Source organism: Lentzea flaviverrucosa (assembly GCF_003350445.1).
Taxonomy (GTDB): domain Bacteria; phylum Actinomycetota; class Actinomycetes; order Mycobacteriales; family Pseudonocardiaceae; genus Lentzea; species Lentzea californiensis.
The window spans coordinates 428,947-455,110 of record NZ_QQAU01000004.1 but is presented as its reverse complement, the minus strand read 5'-3'; the positions used below and the strand labels follow the sequence as shown (position 1 = coordinate 455,110).

General features: G+C 69.2%; 20 protein-coding genes. 5 read left to right on the top strand and 15 right to left on the bottom strand.

Annotated elements, in window-relative coordinates:
• The first annotated feature begins 13 nt into the window (after positions 1–13).
• The gene (locus tag DFR72_RS15825; RefSeq protein WP_090065809.1) at positions 14–1,216 is read left to right on the top strand and encodes an RNA-guided endonuclease InsQ/TnpB family protein; all 1,203 of its coding nucleotides are present in this window, start codon (positions 14–16) and stop codon (positions 1,214–1,216) included.
• 14 nt (positions 1,217–1,230) lie between these two features.
• Here DFR72_RS15825 and DFR72_RS15820 read toward each other — a convergent pair whose 3' ends face one another.
• The 8 genes from DFR72_RS15820 to DFR72_RS15785 all read right to left on the bottom strand — a co-directional run bounded on the left by DFR72_RS15820 (position 1,231) and on the right by DFR72_RS15785 (position 7,937).
• On the bottom strand, positions 1,231–4,050 hold the full coding sequence (locus tag DFR72_RS15820) for an FtsK/SpoIIIE domain-containing protein (protein WP_090065429.1): 2,820 nt from the start codon (positions 4,048–4,050) through the stop codon (positions 1,231–1,233).
• Positions 4,050–4,301, bottom strand: coding sequence for a hypothetical protein (locus DFR72_RS15815; protein ID WP_030481404.1), 252 nt, complete (start codon positions 4,299–4,301; stop codon positions 4,050–4,052). Before DFR72_RS15815 ends, DFR72_RS15820 begins: the two co-directional genes overlap by 1 nt.
• Entirely contained in the window at positions 4,301–4,561 is a 261-nt protein-coding gene (locus DFR72_RS15810) for a hypothetical protein (RefSeq protein ID WP_030481403.1), read from the bottom strand. Before DFR72_RS15810 ends, DFR72_RS15815 begins: the two co-directional genes overlap by 1 nt.
• A 239-nt stretch (positions 4,562–4,800) precedes the next feature.
• Positions 4,801–5,232 carry a hypothetical protein gene (locus tag DFR72_RS15805; RefSeq protein ID WP_090065430.1) on the bottom strand — a complete coding sequence of 144 codons (432 nt, stop codon included), beginning with the start codon at positions 5,230–5,232 and terminating at the stop codon, positions 4,801–4,803.
• 16 nt (positions 5,233–5,248) lie between these two features.
• Positions 5,249–5,725, bottom strand: coding sequence for an alpha/beta fold hydrolase (locus DFR72_RS15800; RefSeq protein ID WP_090065431.1), 477 nt, complete (start codon positions 5,723–5,725; stop codon positions 5,249–5,251).
• A complete protein-coding gene (locus DFR72_RS15795; protein WP_090065432.1) occupies positions 5,726–6,313 on the bottom strand; it encodes a DUF4232 domain-containing protein in 588 nt (195 codons plus the stop codon).
• Between the two features lie 66 nt (positions 6,314–6,379).
• The gene (locus tag DFR72_RS15790) at positions 6,380–7,324 is read right to left on the bottom strand and encodes a gamma-glutamylcyclotransferase (protein ID WP_245983008.1); all 945 of its coding nucleotides are present in this window, start codon (positions 7,322–7,324) and stop codon (positions 6,380–6,382) included.
• Positions 7,325–7,592: 268 nt separating this feature from the next.
• Positions 7,593–7,937 carry a winged helix-turn-helix transcriptional regulator gene (locus tag DFR72_RS15785; protein ID WP_090065810.1) on the bottom strand — a complete coding sequence of 115 codons (345 nt, stop codon included), beginning with the start codon at positions 7,935–7,937 and terminating at the stop codon, positions 7,593–7,595.
• Between the two features lie 75 nt (positions 7,938–8,012).
• Between DFR72_RS15785 and DFR72_RS15780 the strand changes: the two genes are divergently transcribed.
• Complete coding sequence (locus tag DFR72_RS15780; RefSeq protein ID WP_090065434.1) at positions 8,013–8,771, top strand: NmrA family NAD(P)-binding protein; 759 nt, start codon at positions 8,013–8,015, stop codon at positions 8,769–8,771.
• Here DFR72_RS15780 and DFR72_RS15775 read toward each other — a convergent pair.
• The 5 genes from DFR72_RS15775 to DFR72_RS15755 form a co-directional block, all read right to left on the bottom strand.
• Positions 8,768–9,718, bottom strand: coding sequence for a LysR family transcriptional regulator (locus DFR72_RS15775; RefSeq protein ID WP_090065435.1), 951 nt, complete (start codon positions 9,716–9,718; stop codon positions 8,768–8,770). The two genes, DFR72_RS15780 and DFR72_RS15775, sit on opposite strands and share 4 nt — an antisense overlap.
• 182 nt (positions 9,719–9,900) lie before the next feature.
• Positions 9,901–11,175: a PhzF family phenazine biosynthesis isomerase gene (locus DFR72_RS47715; protein ID WP_170176281.1), complete on the bottom strand. Its 1,275-nt coding sequence runs from the start codon at positions 11,173–11,175 to the stop codon at positions 9,901–9,903.
• 15 nt (positions 11,176–11,190) lie between these two features.
• Positions 11,191–12,585 (bottom strand): P-loop NTPase family protein, encoded by a 1,395-nt coding sequence (locus DFR72_RS15765; RefSeq protein WP_090065437.1) that lies wholly within the window; start codon positions 12,583–12,585, stop codon positions 11,191–11,193.
• A complete protein-coding gene (locus DFR72_RS15760) occupies positions 12,582–14,393 on the bottom strand; it encodes a dynamin family protein (protein WP_245983007.1) in 1,812 nt (603 codons plus the stop codon). Before DFR72_RS15760 ends, DFR72_RS15765 begins: the two co-directional genes overlap by 4 nt.
• A gap of 206 nt (positions 14,394–14,599) precedes the next feature.
• Complete coding sequence (locus tag DFR72_RS15755; protein ID WP_143086698.1) at positions 14,600–15,499, bottom strand: IniB N-terminal domain-containing protein; 900 nt, start codon at positions 15,497–15,499, stop codon at positions 14,600–14,602.
• Between the two features lie 223 nt (positions 15,500–15,722).
• Between DFR72_RS15755 and DFR72_RS15750 the strand changes: the two genes are divergently transcribed.
• The 3 genes from DFR72_RS15750 (at position 15,723) to DFR72_RS15740 (ending at position 21,658) form a co-directional block, all read left to right on the top strand.
• On the top strand, positions 15,723–16,943 hold the full coding sequence (locus DFR72_RS15750; protein ID WP_143086699.1) for an Hsp70 family protein: 1,221 nt from the start codon (positions 15,723–15,725) through the stop codon (positions 16,941–16,943).
• Positions 16,944–16,945: 2 nt separating this feature from the next.
• A complete protein-coding gene (locus DFR72_RS15745) occupies positions 16,946–19,264 on the top strand; it encodes a helix-turn-helix transcriptional regulator (protein ID WP_090065440.1) in 2,319 nt (772 codons plus the stop codon).
• 339 nt (positions 19,265–19,603) lie between these two features.
• A complete protein-coding gene (locus DFR72_RS15740) occupies positions 19,604–21,658 on the top strand; it encodes a bifunctional diguanylate cyclase/phosphodiesterase (RefSeq protein WP_090065441.1) in 2,055 nt (684 codons plus the stop codon).
• Here the strand turns inward: DFR72_RS15740 and DFR72_RS15735 are convergent.
• Both DFR72_RS15735 and DFR72_RS15730 read right to left on the bottom strand, forming a co-directional pair.
• Positions 21,633–22,130, bottom strand: a complete 498-nt coding sequence (locus DFR72_RS15735) for a DUF2165 domain-containing protein (RefSeq protein WP_090065442.1) — start codon at positions 22,128–22,130, stop codon at positions 21,633–21,635. The genes DFR72_RS15740 and DFR72_RS15735 overlap by 26 nt on opposite strands.
• A gap of 54 nt (positions 22,131–22,184) precedes the next feature.
• Positions 22,185–25,994 carry an nSTAND1 domain-containing NTPase gene (locus tag DFR72_RS15730; protein WP_090065443.1) on the bottom strand — a complete coding sequence of 1,270 codons (3,810 nt, stop codon included), beginning with the start codon at positions 25,992–25,994 and terminating at the stop codon, positions 22,185–22,187.
• Between the last annotated feature and the right edge of the window lie 170 nt (positions 25,995–26,164).

Here is a 26,164-nt window from a genome sequence, read left to right as displayed (position 1 = left end):
AAAGGTGTCGAGCATGCTGGTGAAGCGGGCGTACAAGTACCGCTTCTATCCGACTGAACAGCAGCAGCGGCAGTTGCTGCGCACGTTCGGATGCGTGCGGCTTGTCTACAACAGAGCCCTGCAAGCACGTGCTGATACATGGGGCCGTGAGCAGCGCACGGTGAACTACGCCGAAACATCGGCCATGCTCACTGTGTGGAAGAAGTCCAGTGAACTGACATTCCTCAACCACGTTTCGTCGGTGCCTTTGCAGCAGACCCTGCGGCATCTCCAGAGTGCGTTCACGAGCTTCTTCAACAAACGTGCGAAGTTTCCTCGGTTCAAGTCGCGGAAGAAGTCGCGTGCGTCGGCTGAGTACACTCGGTCGGCTTTCGTGTGGCGAGATGGCCGACTCAAGCTGGCCAAGATGGATCAGCCGCTTTCGATTCGCTGGTCGCGTCCGCTGCCAGAAGGGGCCACTCCCAGCACGGTCACGGTTTCGCTCGACCCGGCTGGACGCTGGTTCGTGTCCATCCTGATTGAAACCGGCGTGTCCGAGCTGCCTCGTTCGCGGACCGCGGTCGGGGTGGACCTCGGAGTTACGTCCCTGGTAACTCTGTCCACGGGCGAGAAGATCGGCAACCCTCGGCATGAGCAGCTTGCACGGGTGAAGCTCGCGAGGGCGCAGCGACGTTTGGCTAGGAGAGTCAAGGGATCCGCCAACCGTGCGAAGGCCCGACGTGCGGTCGCCAGAATCCATGCCGGTATCGCAGATCGGCGACGGGATCTCCTGCACAAGCTGACCACTCGACTCGTTCGTGAGAACCAAACGATCGTGATCGAGGATCTGAACGTGTCCGGCATGCTGGGTCGTTCGCGTTTGGCTCGTGCGATCTCCGATGCTGCGTGGTCGGAGTTCCGGACCATGATCGAGTACAAGGCGGCCTGGCGTGGCCGAGCTGTGGTCGTTGTCGACAGGTGGTTCCCTTCGAGCAAGATCTGCTCGGGATGCCGTCTGCTGCTCGACTCGCTGGATCTTTCTGTACGAACCTGGACGTGCACCGGCTGCGGGACCGAGCACGACCGCGACATCAACGCCGCGAAGAACATCCTGACCGCCGGGCTGGCGGTTGCCGCCTGTGGAGGCGACGTAAGACCAACCCGGCACCAGTCGGCGAGGCGGTCGCCTGTGAAGCAGGAATCTCGATCCGCGAGGGTCGAAGTCCCCTGCCCTTAGGCGCGGGGACGAGGTCAAGACGCTTCTCCAGTGTCGAACGGGATGATCACTTGCGGTCGCGAGTGCTCGAACCGGTCGAAGAACAGGCCGCGGCGTGGTCTCGGTGACCACGACATCACTTGCTCCGGTCCGAGCGACAGCAGTTCCTTGCCCTGGACGTCGAACGCCACCCAGGCGCCGATGTCGTCGTAGACGCCGGGCGGGAGGCTCGCCTTCAGCCTCTGCACGCCGCGCCACCAACCCAGCACGTGCGTGCGGTTCTCCGGGCCGTGCTTCAGCACGGTGCGGAGACTGTCCACACCGGACGCCCGGGTCGCCGGATCCTTCTGCTCCAGCAACGTCTGCGCGGCGTCGATGCCGTACAGCACCAGGTAGTGCGGCTTCAGCGGCGCGTCGGCCTGGCCCGTGTTGATCGCCTGCAGCTGGGCCGCCGTCTCGTCCAGCAGCCTGCGGATGCCGTCGATCTGGATCACCTCGGCGTCGTGCCCGTCAGCGCTCAGGCGCTTGGACAGGTACAACGCCTCGGGCATCGCCTCCTCCACCAGGCAGGCCAGCGAGAACCTCGCCTCGTGCGGGTGGTGCTGCCTGCCCAGCGACGCGGCCGCTCCGCCGAGCACCGCGGCCGCGTCCTGGACCACGGAGCCGATCACCGCGATGTTGCGGCCCGGGGTCCGGGCGAAACGCACACGTGCCGCGCTGCCCGCGACGTCGATGACCTGTCCGAGAAGAACAGTAGGCGATGCCTCGCCGGGTCGCAGGTCGGAGAAGTCCTGCGTTGCGTCGATCAGCGGGATCTTGCTGCCGTCGAACAGACCCGGTGCCCGGCCCGGTTCGCGGCGCCACAGTTCGTTCTGCAGGAAGTCCATGGTGCCCTTGGACGTCGAGTCCGGGACGCGGCAGATCTCGTTGCCGGGCTTGACGCCCGACTCGTGGTTGATCACCGCGTGCCAGCGCGGCAGTTCCACGGCGGCGTCGTTCTGCGGCTCGGCCAGCACCCGGCGGGCCTTGGGCAGCGCGATGCGGACGGTGAACTGCTCGAAGATCGCCGACTTTCCCCAGAAACCCTCGATGCCCGAGACGTCCTGCGACGACAGCACGAGGTGGATGCCCTGCGAACGGCCGCGGCGCGCCACGTCCTCCAGCAGTTGCGTCGCGGCGGCGGTGACCTGGTCGCGTTCGCCGAACAGGTACTGGAACTCGTCGATCACGGCGACGATCCGCGGCCAGCGGCCACCGGGGTCCTCGGCGCGCAGGTGTTCCAGCTTGGTGACCTCGTGCTGCTTGGCCGCGTCCGCGCGCCGGCGCATCTCGTCGGACAGGAACCGCAGCAGCGCCACGCCGAACTCGCGGTCCGTGTTGACGTTCACGCCGACCAGGCGCGCGTGCGGCAGCCACGACGGGTCCTTGCGGCCCGGCGCGAACTGCGCGAACGACACGCCTTCCTTGAAGTCCAGCAGGTACAGCTCCAGCTCGTTCGGCGAGTAGCGCGCGCACAACGAACCGAGCATCGCGTAGAGGAAGTTCGTCTTGCCGGAACCCGAAGGCCCTCCGATCAACGCGTGCGGCGAGGTGTCGCCGAGCTGCACGCAGACCTGCTCGCCGTCGTCGAAGCCGACGGGCGCGATGACCCCGGCCGACGAGTTCTCCGTCCACGGCCTGTCCGGCAGCAGGTCGCCGAACGTGCTCATGCGCGAGCGCCGTTCCTCGCGCTTCTCCGCGATGGCGGCACAAGCGCGCGGCACGAGCGTGCGCGGCAGCGCGTCGTCCAGCGTGACGGTCACGTCCTTGCCGGTCATCGTGCAGAACGCGGTGCCGTCGCCACGCAACGACACCGTCTCCACCGGCGAGTTGATCGTGATCGGGATGTCCACGATGAACAGCTGCACGCCGCACGCCAAACCGTTGCGCGCCACGCGTTGCAGCTGTTGCTGCTGGTCTTCCTTCAACGCCTTGCGGTTGCCGAACAGCACGGCGATGCGCCACGGTTCGGTGCGCCGGCCCTCACCGCTGACCGCACGAACGGTCAGGTGGCCGTCGACCAGGACCTTGGTGTGCACCTGGCGGATGTGCTCGGACATCTCGTCGAGCAGCTCGTGCAGCCGCGCCGGGTCGTGCACCGTCAGCAGGTTCGCGCGGGTCAGCGGGTAGAGGCCGGGCAACGACCCGGTCAGCTGGCCGACGTCCCACACGTGCACGTGCACGAGCCCTGGCTGGAAGTGCGACAGCACGCGCAGCAGCAGGCTCTCCACCAGAGTGTCCGCGAGCTGGCGGGTGTCCGAAGTGGACGAGATGTGCAGGTGCGCCTGGTCCAGCAGCGGTACCGCGACGGGGAACGGGACGGGCGTCGGCGCCGACGTCACCACGCCGGTGCCGATCCGCCACAGCTCCGGCACGCCCTCGCTGCCGTCGTGCGTGCCCGGATGCCCGAGCCACGACTCGTGCGGCAACGACGCCGGCCCGGCGGCGACCGAGTTGACCAGCTCGGTCAGCTGCTCGGGGCCCGTGGTCGTCCACTCGTGGAACGACTGCTCCCAGTCGTGCTTGATCTGGTCGAGGCGCTCAGCGAACTGGGGCATCGACAGCGGCGCCTGACGAGGGTTCCTCTGGCGCTTCTCGTCGACCGTCAGGAACGAGGTCACGTCCTTCAGGGCGACGTCCTGCAACGCCTTGTCGACGCCCATGCCGCGCACGGTGAACTCGAACATGTCCTTGGCGTGCTCGGTGGCGAGCAACCGGTGTTCGCGCGCCACGGAGCCCAGCGCGGCCGAAACGGCGCGCTGGAACTCCTCGAAGGCGTTCTCGATCTTCGTCCGCCGGTCGTCCCGCCTGCTCATCACAGCTCCACGGTGAGTCGTTGGATGCGCTCTAGGGTTCCCACCATCAGTTCCAGCTGATCGGGGAATCTTTCCTTCGCGCGCACGAACTCCACTGGAAGCAGCGACTCGTGGTGGTTCTCACTCGACTCGGCGAGGATCGCGACCGCCTCGTCGAGGCCCTCCTGCGCTGATCGCACGTTGCGGTACGACTCACGCAGGATCTCGCTCGCCTGCTCGAGCGCGGCACGAACCTCGCCGATGGACGCCATCAAAGCCTGCTGTTGATGCCCTCGGCCCCGGAAATGCCGGCGCCGAGGTAGTTCTGCAGCTCGCTCACGCCGGACACGACCTGGGCGAACTGGGCGTTCGTCGTCTCGACGTCCGCCTGCACGGAGCCCTGCGTGACCGATGTCAGCAGCTGCTGCGCGTCCTCGGCGAGCTCAGCCGCCTGTTGGAGGGCCGACTGGCTTTGAGCAGCCTTGTCGATCGCCTGGGCAATTGCGGCACGGACCTCTTCGATGCTGGCCATGTCGGCTCCCGAACCCTCCGGAACAAGATGGTCTGACGACCACCTTTAGTAGAGATTGTGCCCAGATTTTCACAGTTGAGACCGAAGATCGGCTAACCGGGTGGATGCCTGAATCCACTCGAACGGGCCTTGATTTAATGATCAGTTCAGCCCGCCGCAGGCCGCTCTTCCACGCGTGTAGCAACTCTCACAACGACGCCTACAGCCCGTTGAGCGTTCATGCCGACCGGCCGGGTGAATCAAGACGGCTTCGACGGCGAGTTGTCACGCAAAGTTGTTGCCCCGAAAGGGTCATCTCCGGCCCACACCTCGACCAGAACCCTCTCGGCGCCCGGTACCAGGCCGTTGATCAGCTCGGGTTCGTCCAGCACGGTCCACGCCGTCGGCGGCTCGCACGCCACCCGCGGCGCCGAGAAGCCCTCGCCCAGCCCGCGCACGAACGTGCGAACGGCCCGCGCGAGCGCCGCCGCGACGTTGTGGGTGGCCTTCTCCGTGCTCGGCCGTGTGATCACGACGGCCCAGCAGCCCGGCTCCTCGTCGGAGCAGTCGCGGGCGTCCACGATCTGGGCGCCCGCACGGTTGATGAGCGCGTCGCACGCGGCACGCGCCTGTTGCTCGTCCGCTGCCTCGACCACCACGGTGATCAGGAGCACGAGGTCGTCTTCGTCCATGACACCCGAAATGGTGTCAGACGACCCTCCGCGTGAACTCCAGCACCCGAGTGACGGCCTCGCCGTCGGTCAGCAGCCCGTCCGCGACGTGCTCCTCGAAGGCCGAACCGCGGATCCGGTCGGTGCCCGCGCGGGTGTCCGAGATCGGCACGATCTCGTCGGCCGAGCCGTGCAGCCACAACGTCGGCAGGTCGCCCAGCGCCGGCCCGAAGCCGACCTCGTCCATCAGGTCGGCCAGTTCGTTCGACGCGCCGTCCCAGAGGCCGAGCACCGGTGACACCAGCACCAGCGCGGCGAGCCCGGAACGCTTCTGGGCACAGCGCACCGCGGCGGGCGCCGCGGTGAAGTGTCCAATGAGGACGACCGGCCGGTCCGCGGTCTCGATCACCGCTTCGAAGTTCTCGCCCACCGCGACCGGAACGCCCGCGGTGCGCAGCGAGAAGGCGATGCGCTCGCCGTGCGGCAGCACGGCGAGCCATCCAGGTACGTGCATCTACGAAGCGTAGAAGGCACTTATCTCGATCCGGCCACCGGAACACACGGGGCCCAGGGTCCACGGCATGGACAGTGGTGCCGTCTCGTTCGGCGGGATCGCCGCGACCTTCGACGGCTCCGGCTGGCACGAGCCCTCCACCGGCTCGCCGCCCGCGGGTACCACGCTCCAGCGCAGGTTCGCGGAGGCCTTGCCGCCAGGCGCGAGCGTCAGAGCGGCAGGACCGGGGTCGGCCTTGCGCTCCAGTTTGGTGGGTACGGCGCCGGAGGCGTTCTCCAGCTGGAAACCGCTGTAACCGTCCAACGTGCACGGCACCGTCCCGGTGTTCGTCACGACGAACTTGCCGTACCTGTTCCCCGCTCCGGCATCAGTCGGAACGACCTCGCCCTTCAACGCCGCCGAGTTGCAGCGCGTCCCGTTGGGGGAGAGCGCCTGAGGCGTGTTCGAGGCGGGAGCGGACGAAGACGTCGACGAGGGCGTCGGCGAAGCCGTCGGCAGTGTTTGCGACGCGTTGTCCGGCGTTCTCGTCCCGCAAGCCGTAACGGAAGCGAGCACCAGCAGTCCGCAAGCGATCAACCGTCGAGTCATGGGTGCACCTCCTACCACCGAAGGATGTGCCCAATTACCGATCAACCAACACAACGTGCCGGAAATTCACCGGATCTGGTGGACGTCCCATCCGTCCGGAAGTTCCGCCATGCCCTGCACCGCGGCGGTCCACAGGTACGTCCAGGCGATGCGCCCGTCGGGCAGCACGACGCGCACGCGGCGGTAGTCCTCACCCTCGTACTCGTCGAGCAGCGGCAGGGCGTCCTCGGGCGACTTGAGCCGCAGCACGAAGCCGGGCACGCCCAGGCCGGCGCCGGGGCGCAGCGCGGGGTAGCCCTGGCCGGTGTCGAACAACGTGCCGGGGAGATGAGTCTCCTCGGCCTCCACGACGTGCGGTTCCATCAGGTGCCAAGCGCTTGCGCCCGGCTGGAGGGTGCCGTAGGCGAACAGCAACTCGGGCCAGTCGTCGGCCGACGGCTCGCCGTGGATCTCGGTGACGTCCAGCCCGTCGTTCGGCGCGGGCCTCTCGCCCAGCACGCGCGCGCCCCGCTGCGAGACGTCCGCGCAACGGACCATGCGGCCGTTGAAGAGCACGGGCATGCGCTTCTTCGAGCCTGCCGTGTACGCCAGAACGCTGTCGATGACGCCGCCGTTGTAGAGCACCACACGGCCCGTGTGCACGCGTACGAGCCGATAGCGCAGCCCGCGGCCCTCGCACCGGTCCAGCACGCGCAACTGATCAGGCGTGGCGAACCAGATCGAGTGCTCCTCGGTGACGCCGGGCGCCCCCGCGAGCGTCGCCGGCCGCTGCCCGTCCCGCATGCGCAGGCCGGCGGCCCAGACAGCAGAAAGGCCCTCGCACCGTGCGCGCAGCACGACCGCGGGGCCTTCGAGTCCGAGCTCTTCACGGAGCCAGGTGAGCTTGCTGGGATTGGCGTTCGACCCGTAGCCGAGCACCGGCATGCGGCCCGCCAGCGGGGGCTCGCCGTGGTTCGCAAGCCATTGGTCTAGATCGATGTTCTCCGGCTCAACACGCCATCCCGACTCCATGGTGAGGTCCGGTCGCACTGGCCAGCCCGTTTCGTCCACGTGGACGAAACAGTGGTCTGGACGAGTGCCCGGATAGGGCTCAGCCGGATGGCTTTCGTCGGTGAACGGTTGGGCCATTGGTCCATTGTGCCAGTATCGGCCCCCGAATGGCGCCCCCAATTCGTGACCCATCCGATGTCTTTCTCGGGTTTAAGGCATCCAAGTGAGAACGTTCACTGCGCATCTGGGTGACTAGTCCGATGTCTGCTGCTCGACTCTCCGGTGTGCCTCAGGGGTTGTCATAGCGCTGCTGCGCCTGGGTCACCTCTGGGACGTTCGCCTCGATCCAGTGGGCGAGCGCCACGAGGTGGTTCGCCGCACCCTTGCCGAGAGGTGTCAGCGTGTACTCGACGTGCGGCGGGATGACCGGGAAGACCTCGCGGTGCACGAACCCGTCGCGCTCCAGTGTCCGCAACGTCTGGGTGAGCATCTTCTCGCTCGCGTGCTCCAGTTCCCGGCGCAGTTCGCTGAACCGCCACGCCTCCCCGTTGGACAGCGCCTGCAGCGCCAGCACGCCCCACCGGCTTGTGACGTGTTCCATGATCGCCCGCTCGGGACACACCGCGACCTGCATGCTCACCTCCGCGTAAGTACCCGACTCCAAAGTGGGTACTTACGAAAGGATAGCGCTAACCCTACCTTCAGATCCATGACGATCCTCATCACCGGAGCCTCCGGCCAGCTCGGCAACGCCGTGGTCCGCTACGTCCTCGACCGCACGAACGAGCAGGTCGTCGTGTCCGTGCGCTCTCCGGAGAAGTTCACCCTGGAAGGCGTCGAGGTGAGGCAGGGCGACTTCGAGCAGCCCGAGACCCTCGACTTCCGCGGAGCCGACAAGCTGCTCATCGTGTCCGGCGAGGCACCCGACACGGAGACCCGCGTCCAGCAGCACCGCAACGCCGTGGCCAAGGCCGTCGAACACGGCGTGGGCCACATCTTCTACACGAGCCTGACCGACGCGGACACGTCCACGGTGGGCGTCGCGGCGGTGCACAAGGCCACCGAGGAGGCCATCCGGGCCACCGGCATCCCGTTCACGTTCCTGCGCAACGGCATGTACCACGAGAACTACCTCGGCGTGCTGGCCGGCGAGACCGTCGCCGTCTCCACGAAGGACGGCCGGGTCGCCAGCGCCGCCCGTGACGACTACGCCCTCGCCGCCGCCGTCGCGCTCACCACCGGCGGCCACGAGAACCAGGTCTACGAGCTCACCGGCTCGACCTCGTGGTCGTTCCCCGAGCTCGCGGGCGACCGCTACCGCGACGTCAGCGACGACGACCTGGTCGCGGCCGGCGTGCCCGCGATCTTCGTCGACTTCTTCAAGGCCATCCGCGAAGGCGTGTTCGCCGAGGTCCGCCCGGATCTGGAGAAGCTGATCGGCCGTCCCTCCCGCCCGATCGCGGTCTAGGTGAACTCGGGGTGCGCCTCCGGGTGCGCGTCCCACCACCTGCGGTACTCCGGGTTGCGGTCCAGCACCGACCGGTAGGCGTCGGCGGCGCACGCGAAAACCTCGTGCGCCCGCCCCGCCACCGGCGAGTCCCTGCGCGTGGCCACGAAGATGTCCGTCATCAACGGCATCCCCCGCAGCCGCCGGATCACGATCCCCTCCCCGGTCCGCGAAGGCGCCGCGGCGAACGACACACACCCGCCGGCGACCAGTCCACGGGCCATGCTGGCCTCCCCGGTGTGGTGCGTCAGCCGGGGCACGAACCCGGCGTCGGCGCACACCTGGAACATCTGGGTCCGGCTGCCGATGTGCTGCTTCGGCGGGGTGACCCAGTCCCGGTCTGCCAGGGAGGCCAGGTCGACCTCCTCCTGCGCCGCCAGCGGGTCCGTCTCCGGCAACGCCACGAACGCCGGCTCCGTCACCAGCTTCCGCAGTTCGATGCCGGCCAGGTCGCGCGCGTGCATGCCGTCGAAGAACTCGAACAGCGCCACGTGCACCTGCCCGGCCTCCAGCATGTCCACGATCTCCGCGGACGAGGGCCGGACTTCGGCACGCACGTCCGCGTTGAGTCCCCGCATGCCCTCCACGAGCCGGGCGAAGTACAGGATCGGGATGCAGCCGACGAAGAGCGGGCCACGCCGGTCCGTCTCGCGGGTGTTGGCCATCAGCTGCGCCATCTCGTCGAGCACCAGGCGTGCGGTGCCCAGCACCCGGCGGCCCAGGTCCGTTGGGACGCAACCGTTGCGCGTTCGGTCGAACAGCTGGCCGCCGACGAGTCTCTCGACGGTGCGCAGCTGGGCGGACAGGGCGGGTTGGGTGAGTCCGAGCCGCGTCGCGGCCCTGGTGACACTGCCTTCCTCGGCGATGGTTCGTACCGCGCGGAGGTGTCGGAGCTCCAGCTCGGGCATAAAGACCTTGTATCCCCCTTCTGAATGCGCCGCCACCCTTCGATCGGTGCATAGTGGCACTCGATCGATCATCCGGCCCGGCGCTTGCGGCAGCGCCTTCGGGTCCGGCGCGGGAGGGTGCGCACCCCTCGGTTCGACGCTGCTGCCGCACACCCTGCGCTCTGCGGCAGCGGCGTCGAACCCTAAGGGATGACCACGGCGGCACCGGTGACGGTGACGCGGCGGTCGTCGCGGGTGGCGTCGACCTCCAGGCGGGACGGCCTGCCCATGTCCTCGCCCTGGCTGATGACGAACCGCTGCGGCCCTTCGAGGTCGCGCAGGTAGCCACCGAACGCGGCGGCGGCAGCGCCCGTGGCCGCGTCCTCGACGACACCGCCGACGGGGAACGGGTCGCGGGCGTGCACGAGGTCCGCGGACTCCCGCCAGAACAGGTGCACGGTCGTCAGGTCGTGCGCCAGCATCAGGTCGCGCAACGCGTCGAAGTCGTAGTCGAGCTCGCGCAGCTGCTCGCGGTCCTTCAGCGGGATCAGCAGGTGGCGTGCGCCGCCGAAGCCGACGTGCACCGGGCCGTCACCGATCTCCTTGTAGCCCAACGCTTCCAGTGCGTCCGCGACCAGCGCCGGGTCGGCGGCGGACGTGCTCGTCGGCACGCTCGTCAGCGACGCGGTCCCGCCCGAGGTCTCGATGGTGATCTCCCCGGCCGGCGTGTGGAACGTCAGCGGCCCGTCCCCGATCCGCTCGGCCAGCGCGACGGACGTGGCGATCGTGGCGTGCCCGCAGAACGGCACCTCGGCCTTGGGGCTGAAGTACCGGACGTCGAACTCGCGCTCGGTCCGCGGCACCACGAACGCGGTCTCCGAATAGCCCACCTTCGCCGCGATCCCGAGCATCTCGTCGTCGCTCAGATCGGACGCGTCGAGCACCACCCCCGCCGGGTTCCCCCCGGCCGGATCGGTCGTGAACGCGCTGTACCGCAGGACGCCCTTGTCACTCATACCCCGGTCCAACGCGTAGCAGTGCTGAAGTCTTCCGCCCATGTTCCTGCTGGTGAAGTACCTCAGCCCGGCCTTCTCCAGCACCCGTCCCGACGCGGAGTTCCTGGCGTCGGTCCCGGCCACGACCCGGTCCGCGATGGCGAGCGCCCGGTCCCGCAGCTCCACCGCGACCCGGGAGGCGATCCCGCGCCCCCACCACGCGGGGTCGACCCAGTAACCGATCTCGATCTCGCCCAGGTCGCCGTCGAGCATCTGCGCGAGCCCGACGACCACGCCGTCCTCGACGACCACGTGCAGGCCGAAGCCGTGCACCTCCCAGTGCCGCAACGCCTGCTCGTGCCGTTCGGCCACGTAGTCAGGGGTCCACGGCATGCCGTTGCCGACGTACGCCGTCATCCGCGGGTCGGACGCCCACCTCAGCATGTAGCCGAAGTGCTCGTTCTCCCAACGCACGAGTTCCATGCGGACCATCGTGCCTCAGCTGAACTGCGGGAGTAGCCCTTCGCACGCGCGCACCACGATCTGGGCGGCCTTCCGGTGGGCGTGGGTCGCGTGGACGTCCGCTGCCTGCGCCTGCCACCGGAGCAGCGCGTCGAGCAACGCCTCACGCAGCTCACGGGCATCGGCCTCGTACTCGAAACCCAGCCGTGCCAACGGTGCCACGCCCTCGGCGCCGACGAGCCGCAGCGCCTCGGCCTGCAGTTCGGCGGGCAGCTTCGTGCGGCCGGACTGCAGCGCGGCCACGAGCCGCAGTTCGCGGAAGTCGTGCGCGGAGGCGACGACCCGTTCCAGGTCGGCCACCAGCTTGCGCGCGTTCTGCCGCGGCTCCATCCGGAACAGCACGTCGAGCGCCAGCAGCGCCGACCGCGCCTTGAGGACCTCGCGGCGTTCGACGAAGTGGACCGCGATCGAGTCGCGCAGCTCGCCGAGCCCGCTGCGCTGCACCAGCTGGCCGGTCAGCTTCACCTGCGAGTCGAAACCCTGCCTGATCAACGCGGTGATCAGCCGGACGCCGAAGATGCCGAACCGCTCCAGCAACGCCTGCCGCACAGCGGGTTCCATCGCCAGCGGGAACTGCTCGCCGGCGAACCGGTCCGCCGACAGCAGGTGGTCCTCCAGCTCCTCGCGCCCCAGCGACGACAGCACCCGCAGGGCCGCGAACTCGTCCTCCCGCAACGTCTTCGCGGCCACCGCCAGCAGCCCGGCGATCGAGACCACGTTCTGGCACAACGGTTGCACGGCCGGATCACGCCGGTAGCGGCGGGCGATCTGCTTGGCCGACGACAGCGCGTCGATCCGCCCGGCCCCGATCTCGTCGGCGCGGGCGAGCACAGCGACCGTGTGCACCGCTGCGGTCCTGGCGATCGGGTGGTCGTTGGCGGACTGCAGGAACTTCAGGTCCTCGTCCTGCACGTGCCGCATCAGGTACAGCAACGCGTCCGCGTCACCGAGCACCTGCTCCGGCGTGGCCTCGGACGGGGTGTCGATCAGCACGACGTCGCGCAGCGTCCGCGCGGGCCAGTCGACGACGATCCGGTCGGAGCGGTCGAACTGGCCCGTCTCGACGTGGTTGCGGCTGCCCCGCCTGCCGATCGTGATCTCGTGCGGCCGGCCGGGGCCGTTGAACACGTGCGCCCGCTGCTCGGTGCCGCCGCGGTACCAGACGAACGAGTTCTGCGGCGTGAACTCGTCACCGACCAGTGCGTTGACCACAGTGGACTTGCCGATCCGCGACCGGCCGGCCACCGCGATCCGCACGGGTTCGGTGTAGCGCTCGACGTGCGAGCGCAGCCAGGCCGTGGCGCGGGGGCTGTCCCGGTAGACACCCAGCGCCTCTTGCAGCATCGACCAGACGACGCGGTCCAATGTCACGCGGTGAGCTCCATCGCAGGACCCCCGAGTGCCTGCACCCGCTTGTAGAGCGTGACGAGTTTGTCCAGCTCCTTGCGGCCTTCCCGCATCCTGCGCTCGCGTTCGGTCTGGTCGTCCTGCACCGCGCGCTTGGCGCTGCGGGCCGACTCCAGCAACGTCTCCTGCAGCTCTTCGGCGAGCGTGCTGAAGTGGTTGCGCAGCGAGCGCTGGATGTGCCGCCCGGAGTCGCGGACGTCCTTGGAGAACTTCATGAAGAAGTCGTCCACGTGCCGTTGCGCGGCGGCCTTCGCCGCGGCCTGACGGCGCTTGAGCCGTTGGTCGCTCTCGTCCAGAATGGACTTCCCGCCGAACAGCGCGCCGGCGCCGAGCGAGATCACGTTGATGAGCGGCATGCCGGCCAGCGACGTCACCAGGCCGAACATCAGCACGCCGCCGTAGGAGCCGCGCAGACCGGTGAAGAGCTTCTGCGGCATCGAGAACGGCTCGATCTTCGGCTTCTCGAGCTTGCTCGCCGGTTCGAGCAGGTCGTCCGGCAGCACCGATCCCGGGATCAGGTCCTCTCGGTAGACCGGGAAGTTCCTGGCCACCTTGGCGGCCACCCACTCCGCGCGTTCCATCAGCCAGGCGAAGTTCGTGGTGGCGGCCTCGTTGAGGTTGTCCTCCAGCCACTGCTCGAACTGGTCCCAGCCGATCGTGGGATCGGCCTCGTCGTAGGTCTTGTCGACCTCGCGCAGGATCTTCCGGGTGCGGTCGCGCAGGTCGTACTCGACGTCGGAGATCAGGTCGGCCATCTCGTCGTTGAGCACGTTCTGCCAGCGCGCGGACCGGCGGCGCAGCTCGTCGACGCGCCGCTGGGCCTCCTGCAGCGTCGAGATCGTGGCGACCGTGCGGGACGAGTCGTGGGCCGTGAGCTCCTCGCGCAACGGCGTGACCAGCTGCGTGATCGCCGACGACGCCACGACGGCGACGGCGCGGCGGGCCAGCAGGTCGGCGCTCGCCACGATGTCGCTCTGCACGCACGTCACCAGCTCCGGGAACCCGGACTCGCTGTTGAGGCGCTGGTCGCCCGTCTTCGCGGCGCGCAGCCGCAGTGCGGACGAGACCGGGATGAGCTTCGCGCGGATGCCGGCGCGGGCGAGCAGCGCCCGGTTGCGCTCCACGACGTGCCGCCAGCTCGGCACCAGGTCGATCTTGGTGACGACCACGGTGACGTTCGGGCAGGCCTCCATGACCTTCTTGAGCAGCGTCATCTCCGCCGAGGTCAGCTCACCCGTCGCGTCGGAGACCAGCAGCACGGCGTCGGCCTGCATCAGCGTCGCGAACGTGCTGGCGGTGTGCGCGGAGCGGGTGTCGCCGACGCCGGGGGTGTCGATCAGGACCAGGCCGCTGTCGAGCAGCGCGCGCGGAATGCCGATCTCGGCCCGCACGACGTGCTGCGCGGCGGCCTGTTTCGTCACCTGGTCGATCGGCACGGCGATGCGCTCGGTCGGGGTGTGGAAGATCGATCCGCCCGCCGAGGCGTTGCGGACCAGAGCCGCGGACGGGGTGTCCGCGTGCTGGACGAAGGTCGGGACAGTCGTCGTGATGTCGTCGCCCACCGCGCAGACGGGTGCGTTGAGCAACGCGTTCACGAGCTGGCTCTTGCCTTGTTTGGACTCGCCGACGACGAGAACGCGCAACTTGGGGTCCAGTTGCTGTGCCCGCTTCTCCCGCAGCCGGGCCTCCAGATCGGGCCTCCGGTGCGTGACGCAGGCCCCGATCGTCTCGTCGAGCACGTCGAGCCAGGGCGGTGCCATCACCTGACTCATAGTGCCGTGTTCACCCCCTTGGGTGAAAGCCTTGACTTCGATACCGGTTTCGTTCGAACAGACGGGGCTGTTCGGGAGGGCGGTGACGTTGCTCACCGAGTAGAACGTGAACCGGTTTGGGTGTTTTGTCAGACGACGATCCAGGCGGAGACGACGAAACGGCCCTGTCCGCGAGAGACAGGGCCGGTCCGCGTGGGGAGGGTGGCTCAGCCGAGCAGGCCCAGGTCCAGGTCGCCGACGACCGGGACGTTGTGGGTCACGTCGGTGACGGTGCCGAGCACGTTGCCGACACCGTGGTCACCGAGCACGTCGCCGACGCCCGCGCTGCCGACCACGCCGGTCGCGGTGCCGACGACACCGGTCACCGTGTGCTCGACGGTCGCGACGGTCTCGGTGGAGTGCGCGGTGAGGTTGCCGTCGGCGAGGTCGCCCAGGCCGGAGACGTTCAGCACGCCGAGGTCGGCGCCGCCGCCGCCCAGCACGCCGAGGGCGTCGTGGGCGAGACCCGTCGCGCCACCGAGGTTGCCGAGGACGCCGTCCAGGCCGGGAACGCTCGAGGAGACGCCGTCCAGCGGCGCGTCGACGGTCGCGGTGGCGGTGTCGGCCACGTCCAGCACGGTGCCGGTGAGCGGCGACGCGGTCTGGTCGAGGACGCTCGCCACGTCGCCGACGACGGAGAAGTCACCGTCGAGGCCCACGTTGGTCGAGGTGTACTCGCCGAGGGTCTTGTTCGCCGTGATCAGGTTGAAGCCGTTCTCGTCCGCCGCGAGCACGCCGGCCGAGGAGGTGTGCAGCTCGCTGAGGCTCAGGCCCGACGAGGTCAGCTGAGACGCGACCGCCTGCAGCTGGCTGATGGCGCCGAGCGGGCCGTCCGCGAGCAGGTCGTCGGTCGGCAGGGCCAGGTCCACACCGTCGATGGCGGGCAGGCCAGCGGGGGTGGCGGGCAGCAGGTCGAGGACCAGCGGGATGACTTCCTGCACGTCGACGGCGGTGATGTCGGCGAGGCCAGCCTGCTCCAGGGTGCCCTGAGCGTCGGCCGCGAAGGCGTCCTTGAGGGACGGGTCGCTGAGCAGGTTGAGCACGAAGTCGTGGAGCGTGCTGGGCATCATCTGAAGGGACTCCTGTTGAGGCACGGATCTCGGTCGGGGTGTGTGGCTGAAAGTTATGAGAGCGGACCCGTGACCGGCATCGGGGATCACTCCCAGTGAATCCCCGTTCCCCGATGGGGTGACGGTCGTTGACCCCCTAGGGGGTTAGGGGCCTCGCTTGAGCGTCTCTCGTTCACCCGTGTAGGTACTGGTCGCTGCTGCGAACAGGTGAGGAAGAGACTTGGCGTACGTACTCGGAGTCGATGTCGGGACCACCCGGACGACGGCTGCCGTGTGCCGCCTCGACGGTGCCCGGGATGCCGAGATCGCCCTCGTGGTGCCGTCCTCGCTGCAGCTCACGGAGGCGGGGACGTTCTCCGTCGGTGAGCGCGGGGTGGTCGGGTGGACCGCCTCCGGTTTCGCCCGGCGGGTCGGTGACGCCGTGCCGTTCGCGCTGGGTCCGGAGCTGTGCCCGGCCGAGGAGCTCACCGCGTTGCTGGTCATGTGGGTCGTCGGCGAGGTGGTAGCCCGAGAGGGTGAACAGCCCCGTCACCTGGCGGTCAGTCACCCGGCAGGGTGGGGTCCCTATCGCCGTGGGCAGCTCCACGCGGCCCTGCGGGCGGTCGGGTTGCCCGACGCCACGCTCGTGCCGGAGCCGTTGGCGGCCGCCGAGAACCACGCCGTGCGTTCCCGCGTGGTGCTCGACGCGTCGCTGGCGGTCTTTTCGCTCGGCAGCCACGCCTTCTCCACGTCGGTGGTCCGGCGAGCGCAGACCCGGACGTTCGAACTGGTCAACCACGTCGACGGCGTCGACCACCACACCGGCGCCGACTTCGACGACCTGCTCTTCGGGCTGGTGCGCGGCCGGCTCGGCAAGGACGGCCACGTGTCGTCCGCCGAGTGCGAGGCGGCGAAGCGGGCGTTCGGCCCTTCCGCGCCGTCCGTCGTGGTCAGCGGGGTGGAGATCGCGCGCGACGAGTTCGTGGACGAGATCCGGCCGTCCGTCGACCACCTGGTCAGCACCTTCGTTCGTGCCCTGGGGACCGTGCAGCCCGACGCGGTGCTGCTCGTCGGCGGTGCATGCCGGATGCCCGTGATCGGCGACGCGCTGTCGTCCGCGGTCGACTGCCGCGTGCTGGCCGAGGCCCGCCCCGAGCACTCGGTAGCCAAGGGCCTCGCGGTCGCCGCGCGGCTGGTCCTGATGGGCCCCGAGGTCGAGCCGGAACCGCTCGACACGTCGGTCCTCGTGCACACCCGTGAAGCCTCGATGCGCTTCCCCGTCGGCGAGGTCCCGAGCGCCGACGACGAGTTCAGCGCGCCACCGCCCCGCCCGCCGGTGGACGTGTCCCCGCTGGAACTGCCGCCGAGGCGGGTGAAGCGCGTCGCGCGCGTGCTGAAGCCCGCCGGCCGCCGCGCCGGTTCCAGCCCCCGATCCCGAGACGATGATGAGGACGGCCGTTGAGCGTGACCACGCGAGCCAGGTTGGTGCTGGACGCCCCGGTGCGGGGTGTCCTCGACCGGATCAACGAAGCCGCCGCGGGCACCCGCCTGCGCGTGGTCGTTGCGGCGCCTGGTGGTTACGGCAAGACAGCGCTGCTTTCGGAGATCACCAACTCCGCTGTGCGCGTGGTGGACGACGCGCACCTGCTGGACGACGCCTCCCTGCGCTCGCTTGCCGCGGAACCCCTCCTGGTGCTGGCCCACCGGCCCTGGCCGCGCCGTGCGGCGCTGGCCGAACTGAGCGGTGGTGCCGTCGTCGTGTCGTTGGCGCCACTGTCCCGTGACGGTGTTCGCGAACTGCTCGGCGCCGCCAAGCCGGTTGCCGACTTCGTCTTCGCGCAGACCGGCGGCGTGCCGCGGTACGTGGAACGCCTTGGCGCTGTGACCGAGGTTTCCGCCGACGCCCTCGGCGCGTTCCGCGCTGACCTGGACTGGCTGGACGCCGACCTCCAGAAGTTCCTGCTGGCCGCCGAAGCCGGTGCCGCTCAGCGGCTGGACCTGTTGTCCGCCTTGCTGGACAAGGACTTCGACGAGGTCAGTGACATCATCGAAGCCGCCCGTGCCACAGGCATGCTCACCGAGGACGGCACCCTGCTGCCGTTGGCGCAGCGGGCCGTCGGTGCGCTGACTCGCGCCGAGCGCCGGATCGCGGTGCGGCAGAAGCTGGCGCAGTTGCAGCTCGACCGCGGTGGGCCGGTGCTGGAACTGGTGCGGCCCCTGGTCGACACCGGGATCGGCGGACCCGTGTTCGTCGCGGCCGCCCGTGAGGCCCTGGCCTCCGATCCCGCACTGGCCGCGCGGCTGTTCAAGGCCTCGACCGGCGGAGGTACGCCTTCCGCCGAGACCGCTGCCTCCTGGGCCACCGCCTCGGCCATGGCCGGAGACCTGGACGGTGCCCTGCGCCTCGCCGACCAGGTCATCAGCGTCGCCGACTCGCCGCACCGGCGGACCGCGGCCGAGGTGGCGGCCGTCGCGCTGGCCCACCGCGGGCAACTGGCGCGCAGCACCGAGCTGTTCCGGTGGGCCGCCACTCCCTACGCCGCCGCTTTCGCCGGGATCGGGTTGATCGGCACCGGCCATGTCTTCGAGGAGACGCCTCCGCAGCCTCCCACGATGCTCGGCGGCGCGGCCTCGTTGATGCTGCAGGGAGTTCGGCAGTCGGTGGCCGGCGGCGAGACCGCGGCACTGTCCACATTGGTGCGTGCTTCGTCGATGCTCGAACCTGCCGGTGGAGCTGTGCTGCTGCCGGACAGCCCGGCCGCGTTGGCGGCGTTGGTCGCTGTGCACTGCGGCGAGCCGAAAGTTGCGGAGTCCGTGCTGGACCGGGCCGTGGAGGCCGGTACCGGTGGGGTGCTGATGTCCGTGCGGCACCGGCTGTTGCAGGCCTGGTTGCACATGTTGCGCGGGAACCTGGCTGTGGCCCGCGAGACGTTGATGTCCGTTCGGGGTGCTTTTGAGCCTCGTGACTGGATCTTCGCGGTGGCCCTCGAGGTCGGGGTGGCTCGGCGGAACTCTGATCTGGCGACCTTGCGCCGGACTTGGGAGCAGGCCTGTGAGGCTGTTCTCCGGCATCCCGTTGACCTGTTCAGCCTGTTGCCGTTGGGCGAGTTCGCCGCTGCCGCTGCCCGGTTGGGGGACAAGGAGCGGTTGGCGCCCCACCTGGCCCAGGCCGCTGTGTTGTTGCGGGCGTTGGGGAATCCACCTATGTGGGCCACGCAGCTGCACTGGAGCCTGCTGCACGCGGCGATCATTGATGAGAACACCGCGTCGGCTGAGGAACATGCTGCCGCGCTGGCGGTTCATCGGGAGCGGAGCCGGTACTGCGCGATCCTGTCCGCTGCTGCCGAGTGCTGGCTGGACGTGGTGGCTGGGGATGTCGACGCTGATCGGGTCGAGGAAGTCGCTCGGAGTCTGCACGCTGTCGGGTTGTGGTGGGACGCTTCTCGGCTGGCCGGGCAGGCTGCCATCCGGACTTCTGATCGGCAGGCGATGGTCCGGTTGCTGGACTGTGCTCGGTTGTTGCAGGGGCGGCCGGTTTCCGCTCGGCGTGCGGCTGAGGCTGATGTTGTCGCCGTGGTCGAGGATGCCGGGAAGTTGAGCGATCGGGAGCGGGAGGTGGCTCAGTTGGTGTTGGAGGGGATGACTTATCGGCAGGTGGGGGATCGGTTGTTCATCTCCGCCAAGACTGTTGAGCACCACATGGCTCGGATGCGGCAGCGGTTGGGGTCTACGTCCCGGTCGGATCTTCTGGCTCAGTTGCGGCACATCATGGGGGCGGGCTGATTCCTGGGGCTCCGCCCCAGACCCCGCCAATCTGATCCGAAGCCGGGTCCACGCCCCATCCGGACCGCGCGGTGAGTACGGCTCGCCTTCGGCTTCGCGTGCGATCAAGTGTCAGGGCGTGCTGGCCGTTCGGCCTTGCCAAGGGGCCGTTGGCCGCCTGTCAGTCGATCTGGGGTCGAGGGTTGGGGTGTTTCGTGAGAAAATTGGTCCGATCGAGCTAGTAATTGTTGTAACGCCCGGAGATCGCTATTACCCCGTTGGAGGGAACGTCTCCGCGCGTTGGGACGGTGTGGGTTGCTGGCGGTAGGCTTCCGCACCGTTGCTCGCCGAGCAGGTCAGGTGGAACGGTTGCCGAGCCAGGACGACGCGAGACCGTCACGTCCGCTGGGACGTGACGAGCTGGCGCGCGACTGGGCTGCCAAGATCAGTCGTACCGCGTATGTGCCGCTGTCTGCGGCGAAGCTGACCGAAGAGCTGCACGAGCTGCTCAACGTGGTGGCCGAGGCGCTCGTCGGGGAGCCCGACGTGGCCTCGTGGGTCGGTACTCGGCTCGTTGAGATGCACTGCGTCGGTGCTGAGAGTTTGCGGGAGTCCGTCGAGGTCCTCGCGCGGTTCGTCGTGCAGGAGAAGGCGGACGCCCGGCAGGCCTCGTTGGTGATCGGTGCTCTGTCTGCTGCTTATACGGCGGCCATTCAGGCATTTGTGCTGGAGCAGCAGGAAAGCATCAGTCAGGCCTTGTTACGCGCGAATCGGGCTGTGCAGCTGGATCTTCAGGCCAGCGAGGAGCGGTTCGAGGACATTTTCGCGCACTCGTCCACCGGCATCGCGATCGTTGAACTCGACGGGGAGCTGACGCGGGCCAACGAGGCGTTGTGCACCATCCTCCGGCGTGACGACGTCGCCGGGATGACGCTCACCGATTTGATCGCGCCCGCTGATCTGCCGCTCATCAACGACGCGCTGGCCGGGTTGCGGTACGGGCGGATGCGGCGGGTCGAGGAACGGCCTCGGCTCATCGATCGCGACGGTGAGCACTTCCGGGTGTTGCTCGCGGCGACCGTGCAGAAGGACGCCGAGGACAACCCGCGGCACTACGTGGTGATGATCGACGACGACAGCCAGCTCACGTTGCTCGGTGGGCGGTTGCAGTACCAGTCGTTGCACGACGCGTTGACCGGGCTGCCGAACCGGCAGTACCTCACCACTCGGCTGGAATCGTTGCTGCACAGCGACATCGAGCACGGGGTCACGTTGTACCACCTCGATCTCGACGCCTTCGCGGTCATCACGGACGGGCTCGGGCGCGAGATCGGTGACAAGGTGCTGAAGCTCGTCGCCGAGCGGCTCAGTTCCGTGTTCTCCGCCGAGAAGGCGATGGTCGCCCGGCTTGAAGGTGACGAGTTCGCCGTGCTGGTGGAGAACGGGATCGACACGCCGGACGTCGACACGACGATCCGGATGATCGAGCACGAGCTCGCCGAGCCCGTCTACTTCGGTGAGCACGGGGTGGCGGTGTCGGCGTCCATCGGGGTGCTGCCGCGGTTGCATCCCGGGGATCATCCCGCCGAGGTGTTGCGCGCCTCCGACATGACGTTGCGGCGGGCCAAGCGCGTCGGGCGGCGGCAGTGGGGGCTGCACGACGCCACGCAGGACAAGCGGGAGCAAGAAGATCTTGCGCTGGCCGCGGTGATGCCCGGGGCGTGGGAGAGCGGCGAGATCGAGGTCGTGTTCAACCCCGTCATGAAGCTCGACGGGACGACGCGGGTGTGCGTCGAGGCCGAGCTGAACTGGCGGCATCGGGACGTCGGACTGATCCAGCACGAGAAGTGCGCGTCGATGGCCGAGCACACCGGCCTGATGCTGCCCCTCGGCGAGTGGATGTTGCGGACGGCCGCCGAGACCGCGTGCCGCTACGACGAGATGCTCGCGGTCTGCCTGACCGAGAGCATGGCGAACAGCCCGGACCTGGTTCGGGACGTGCGGCGCGTGCTGGCGGACACCGGGTTGCAGGCCGGGCGGTTGTTGCTGGGCTTCCCCGTGCACGTGCTCGCGTCCGAGGACAGCGAGGCCGCCGACAACCTCGACCTGCTGGCCGACATGGGCATCCACATCGGGGCGCGCGACTTCCAGGGCTCCACCACGGAGATCGAGCTCGTGCGCTCGCTCGGCGTGCGGGCCGTGCGGGTGAAGGGGCGGTGCCAGAAGCCGGACGAGCTGGTGTCGCACGTGCTCAGCGACCTCATCGGGTTCGTGCACCAGGCCGGTGGGATGGTCGTGGTCGACTCGATCGAGGACGCCGAGCAGCGCGACTGGTGGGGTGAGCTCGGCGCCGACGCGGGTGTCGGGCCGGTGTTCTGCGTGGAGCCGACTACGGAGTGGCCCGACGAGGGTTGAGGTGCACGAGGATCAGCGCGAAGCCCGCGATGGTCACCATGCGCAGGGCCGCGCCGATGCCGTTCCAGTCCTTCGACTGCCACATCGCGAACCACTCGCCGCCGATGGTGATGAAGCCGCCGAGGAACAACGCCACGACCATCAGGAGACCGGCGGACGCGAACTTGCGCGCGCTGTCCTCCTTGTCCCGCAGGTAGGCGACGGTGCCGGCGGTCAGCAGCACCGCGGAGACCGCCTCCCACAGGATGATCGCGACGTAGACGATGGTGACGACGGCCGGGCTCGTGATCGCCCGCCACCTCAGTTCCGTGCCGAACGTGGTGTCCATCGCCAGGACGTGCCGCACGAACGCCTCGTTCGTGCCGTAGTCCGTGACGTTGCCCAGCACCACCAGAACCATGTTGAGGGCGATGAACCCGACGGTCACCGCGACGATCGCGCGCAAGCTGCCGACCCGAGCAAGAAGACGCATGGAGCGGACAGTAACCGATGCTGTGCTGCCGGTGAGGCAGTTGCTCGGTGAGGGTCAGCACGGATCCCGGAAGTCCATCTGAGACAGACGTTCCTGCCACAGCGCCGGGGTCAGCACGCCGCGGGTGGCCGTGCAGATCCGGCTGATCGCGTGCTCGACGTCGAGGTCCCACAGCCGCACGATGCCGTCCGCGTTGCCGGTCGCGAGCACCTCGCCCCGCGGCGCGAACTGGGCCAGCGGTTCCGCCGCCCAGTCGCCCGCGATCTGCAGGCCCAGGTCCGCCGGGTTGGCCGGGTCCTCGACGTTCCACAGCCGGAACGTCTTGTCGGCGCTGCTGCTCACCAGCGTCCTGCCGTCCGCGCTGATCGAGACCGCACTGATCGAGCCCGTGTGCCCGGACAACTCGCTGATCAGCGCCGGGTGCTCGCGGTCGCGCACGTCGTAGAGCCGGATCACCTTGTCCTGGCCCGAGGTGATGAGCGTGTGCCCGTCCGGGGTGAAGATCGCCTGCCCCACGACCTGCGGCGCCTTGATCGGCTCTCCCAGTTGCCGCGGCCGCGCCGGATCGCCCACGTCCCAGAGCCGGACCGTCTTGTCGCTGCTCGCCGTGGCGACCGTGCGGCCGTCCGGGCTGAACTCGACGTCGTTGACGTAGGCGTCGTGACCGGTCAGCGGCACACCGAGCGGTACGGGCCGCGCAGGGTCGCGCACGTCCCACAGCCGCACCGACTCGTCGGTGTTGCTGGTCAGCAGCACCTGGCCGTCCGGTCGGAACACCGCCCACGCCGAGAACCGGTTGGACAGCACGAGTGGCTCGCCCAGCGGTTCGGGATGCTCCGGATCGGCCACGTCCCACAGCCGCACCGTCTTGTCGCCGGCCGCGGTGGCCAGCACCTTGCCGTCCTGGCGGAACCGCGGCCTGCTGACCGAACGTTCGTGCCCCAGCAGCGGTTGCCCGATCTGCTTGGGGTGCTGCGGGTCCGAGACGTTCCACAGCCGCACGGTCCGGTCGCCGGAGCCGGTCGCGACGATCTTGCCGTCCGGGCTGAACGACGGTGTGGTCACCTGTGAGGAGTGGCCGAGGAGCATCGCCTGCGGCAACGACCACAGGTTCACGGCGTTCTCCAGGGAACCGGTCACGAGCGAGTCGCCGTCCGGGCTGAAACCGACCGCGAACACGCCGGCGCCCCGTGCGGCGAGCGGGCGGCCGAGAGGGGTCGGCGCGGCCGGGTCGGTCAGGCTCCACAGCCGCGCGGTGGCATCGGACGCGCCAGAGGCGAGCGTGCGGCCGTCCGGGCTGAACTTCACCGACCACACCGGTCCGGTGTGGCCGACGAGCGGCTGACCCACCGGTTGCTGCGTGGCCGGGTCCCACAGCCGCACCAGCTTGTCGTCGGCGCCACTCGCGAGCAGCTTGCCGTCGCCGCTGAACGCCACGCTGTGGATGCCGAGCGTGTGGCCCGTCATCGGCTTGCCGACGCTCGTTCTCGTGGCGACGTCCCACAGCCGGATCGTCTGGTCGTCGCCGGCGGTGGCCAGGGTCCTGCCGTCCGGGCTGAACGCGAGCGAACGGACCGAGGCGGCGTGCTCGCGCATCGGCTCGCCGGATGGTGCGGGGTTCGCCGGGTCGCGGACGTCCCACAGCATCGCCGAGCGGTCCTCGTTCGCCGCGGCGAGCAGCGTGCCGTCCGGGCTGAACTCCAGCAGGTACGAGGGGCCGTTGCCGGTCTCGATCGTCTTCAACGCCCTGGGGGAACTCGGGTTCGTCACGTCCCAGAGGCGGATCGTCGCGTCCTGGCCGGTGGTCGCGAGCACCTTGCCGTCGGGCGAGAACACCGCTGAGCTCAGCCAGTTCCGGTGCCCGGAGATCACCGCGACCTCTCTGGGGCGACTGCGGTCCCGGACGTCCCACAGGCGTGCGGTGCGGTCGTAGCTGGCGGTGGCGAGCAGCGAGCCGTCCGGGCTGAACGTCGTCAGGTAGACGGCGCCGGTGTGCCCGACGAGCGGCACGGCCAGCGGGACCTGCTGGGTGGCGAGCAGCTTCGCGGCCACACTCCGGTCGGCCGGGCGCATGCGGTGCGCGACCATCAGGAACTGGGCGGACAGCGACGGGTCGCTCGCGGTCAGCCGGTCGGCCTCGGCGACGACCTGGCGGAACTGGGCGTCGTCGCGCTGGTTCACCGCTATGACGGCCGCGCCGGCCGCGATCAGCGCGAACACCGCCACCAGCGCGACCGCCGACCTGCGCAGCCAGACGGTCTTGCGGTGCTGGCGTTCGGACGTGCGGACGAACTCCTTGGCGATCGTGGTGACGTCCCGCTGCTGCCGCACTCCCTCCAGCCGTGCGCCGCGATAGAGCAGTGACGAGTCGTGGTCGTGCGCGGACCACGTGGCCGCGTCCTCCTCGAGCCGTTGCCGGGTGAGGTTGCCCGCCCGGTCCTCGTCGATCCAGCTGCGCAACCGGGGCCAGGCCTGCAGCAACGCCTCGTGCGTGATCTCGACCGAGTCGGCGTCCGTGGTGATCAGGCGGGCCTGCGTGAGGACTTCCAGCGCGCGTTCCGCGGCGGGGAGGTTCGTGCCGGCTTCGAGGAGGCTGCGGCGGCTGGAGCGGCGGCGGGTGTCCTGCGTGTCGTCGCCGACCCTGACCAGGCGCAGGAGCAGCTGCCTCGCGGCGGCCCTGGCCGGTTCGTCGAGGTCTGACCAGGCGCGTTCGGCGGTGGTGGCGACGGCGCCCTGGATGCCGCCGGCCGCCCGGTAGCCGGCGATCGTGAGGCGCCCGGCCTGCCTGCGTTGCCACGTGACCAGCAGTGCGTGGCTGAGCAGGGGGAGCGCGCCTGCGTCGTAGGCGTCCTTGCCGCGGCGGTTGTGCGTGCCCAGGTCGCGCAGCACGAGGTCGACCAGACCGGCCTCCAGTTGCAGGCCGACGGCCTTGGCCGGGTTCGTGACGGCGTCGCGCACCTCGGCGGCGGACATCGCGCCGAGCACCATCTGCCTGCTCTGCAGGGCCTCGGCGAGCTCGGGGAAGTCGAGGCAGCGGGCGTAGAAGTCGGCCCGCACGCCGAGCACGACCACGCTCTTCTCCGCCGCCGCGTGCAGGGCCTGCACGAAGATCCGCAACCGGTTCTCGTCGCCGCCGAGGGTGAACGCCTCCTCGAACTGGTCGACGACCACCACCCGGTCGCCGACCGCGAGCTGCACCTCGTGCGACAGGTCGACCTGCACGTCCTCGGCGGCCGCCGACTCCAGCGCGTGGACCAGCTCCGGCACCTGGAGTGCGAACTCCTTCAGCGGGTCGGTGCCAGGAGAAAGGACGATGGTCTCTTTGCCGAGCCTGGGCAGCACGCCCGCTTTCATCAAACTGGACTTGCCGGCGCCGGACGCGCCCACGAGCATCGTGATGCCGTTGTCGTTCAGCCGGTGCAAAAGTGCGTTCGTCGCCATTTCCCGGCCGAAGAACCAATTCGCGTCCTGCGGCCCGAATGCGCTCAGACCCATGTACGGGCAGACGGAGTCGTCTTCCTGAGGGGGTGTGTCCGATTCCGTGACGGGGCTCGCCAGCGCCGCCTCCCAGAGGGCGCGCCACACGTCGAGCTCGTACAGGCCCTCGATCGCCGGCTGTGGCCTGCGCTTGCGGGCCTCGCCGACGAGGACCTCGAGGACCGCGTTCAGCCCGCTGAACCTGGCGGGCACGTTGCGCCCCCGCCGCCAGTCGCTGACCCGCTGGGCGGGCACCCGCAGCGGCCTGCCCTGCTCGTCCGATCGGCGGGCACGGGCGACCGATTCCGTGACCCTCTTCAGGGGAGGGTCGCCTGCCTCCGCGTAGAGCAGCGCGAAGCGCTCCGCGAAGACGCCACGGGGTCCCAACCGGCCTCCTCCCCGTCCGGACCGGAAAACGAGGACCGCCCGTCTGAGCTGCGGCGAACGCACCGCACAGGCAGTCAGAGAACCACCATAACGAGGTGGTCCGACAACCTCGACTCCAAGTCCTTCACGAGCGGGGGGAGATCGTCGACGTGAGAGTGGCCGACTGGGGC

Excerpts from the sequence above, each read along its gene's own strand:
- DFR72_RS15820 (WP_090065429.1), bottom strand. The coding sequence starts at position 4,050 with ATGAGCAGGCGGGACGACCGGCGGACGAAGATCGAGAACGCCTTCGAG.
- DFR72_RS15815 (WP_030481404.1), bottom strand. The coding sequence starts at position 4,301 with ATGGCGTCCATCGGCGAGGTTCGTGCCGCGCTCGAGCAGGCGAGCGAG.
- DFR72_RS15775 (WP_090065435.1), bottom strand. The coding sequence starts at position 9,718 with ATGCCCGAGCTGGAGCTCCGACACCTCCGCGCGGTACGAACCATCGCC.
- DFR72_RS15755 (WP_143086698.1), bottom strand. The coding sequence starts at position 15,499 with ATGCCCAGCACGCTCCACGACTTCGTGCTCAACCTGCTCAGCGACCCG.
- DFR72_RS15790 (WP_245983008.1), bottom strand. The coding sequence starts at position 7,324 with ATGGAGTCGGGATGGCGTGTTGAGCCGGAGAACATCGATCTAGACCAA.
- DFR72_RS15735 (WP_090065442.1), bottom strand. The coding sequence starts at position 22,130 with ATGCGTCTTCTTGCTCGGGTCGGCAGCTTGCGCGCGATCGTCGCGGTG.
- DFR72_RS47715 (WP_170176281.1), bottom strand. The coding sequence starts at position 11,175 with ATGGAACTCGTGCGTTGGGAGAACGAGCACTTCGGCTACATGCTGAGG.
- DFR72_RS15805 (WP_090065430.1), bottom strand. The coding sequence starts at position 5,232 with ATGGACGAAGACGACCTCGTGCTCCTGATCACCGTGGTGGTCGAGGCA.
- DFR72_RS15800 (WP_090065431.1), bottom strand. The coding sequence starts at position 5,725 with ATGCACGTACCTGGATGGCTCGCCGTGCTGCCGCACGGCGAGCGCATC.
- DFR72_RS15760 (WP_245983007.1), bottom strand. The coding sequence starts at position 14,393 with ATGAGTCAGGTGATGGCACCGCCCTGGCTCGACGTGCTCGACGAGACG.
- DFR72_RS15825 (WP_090065809.1), top strand. The coding sequence starts at position 14 with ATGCTGGTGAAGCGGGCGTACAAGTACCGCTTCTATCCGACTGAACAG.
- DFR72_RS15795 (WP_090065432.1), bottom strand. The coding sequence starts at position 6,313 with ATGACTCGACGGTTGATCGCTTGCGGACTGCTGGTGCTCGCTTCCGTT.
- DFR72_RS15780 (WP_090065434.1), top strand. The coding sequence starts at position 8,013 with ATGACGATCCTCATCACCGGAGCCTCCGGCCAGCTCGGCAACGCCGTG.
- DFR72_RS15810 (WP_030481403.1), bottom strand. The coding sequence starts at position 4,561 with ATGGCCAGCATCGAAGAGGTCCGTGCCGCAATTGCCCAGGCGATCGAC.
- DFR72_RS15785 (WP_090065810.1), bottom strand. The coding sequence starts at position 7,937 with ATGCAGGTCGCGGTGTGTCCCGAGCGGGCGATCATGGAACACGTCACA.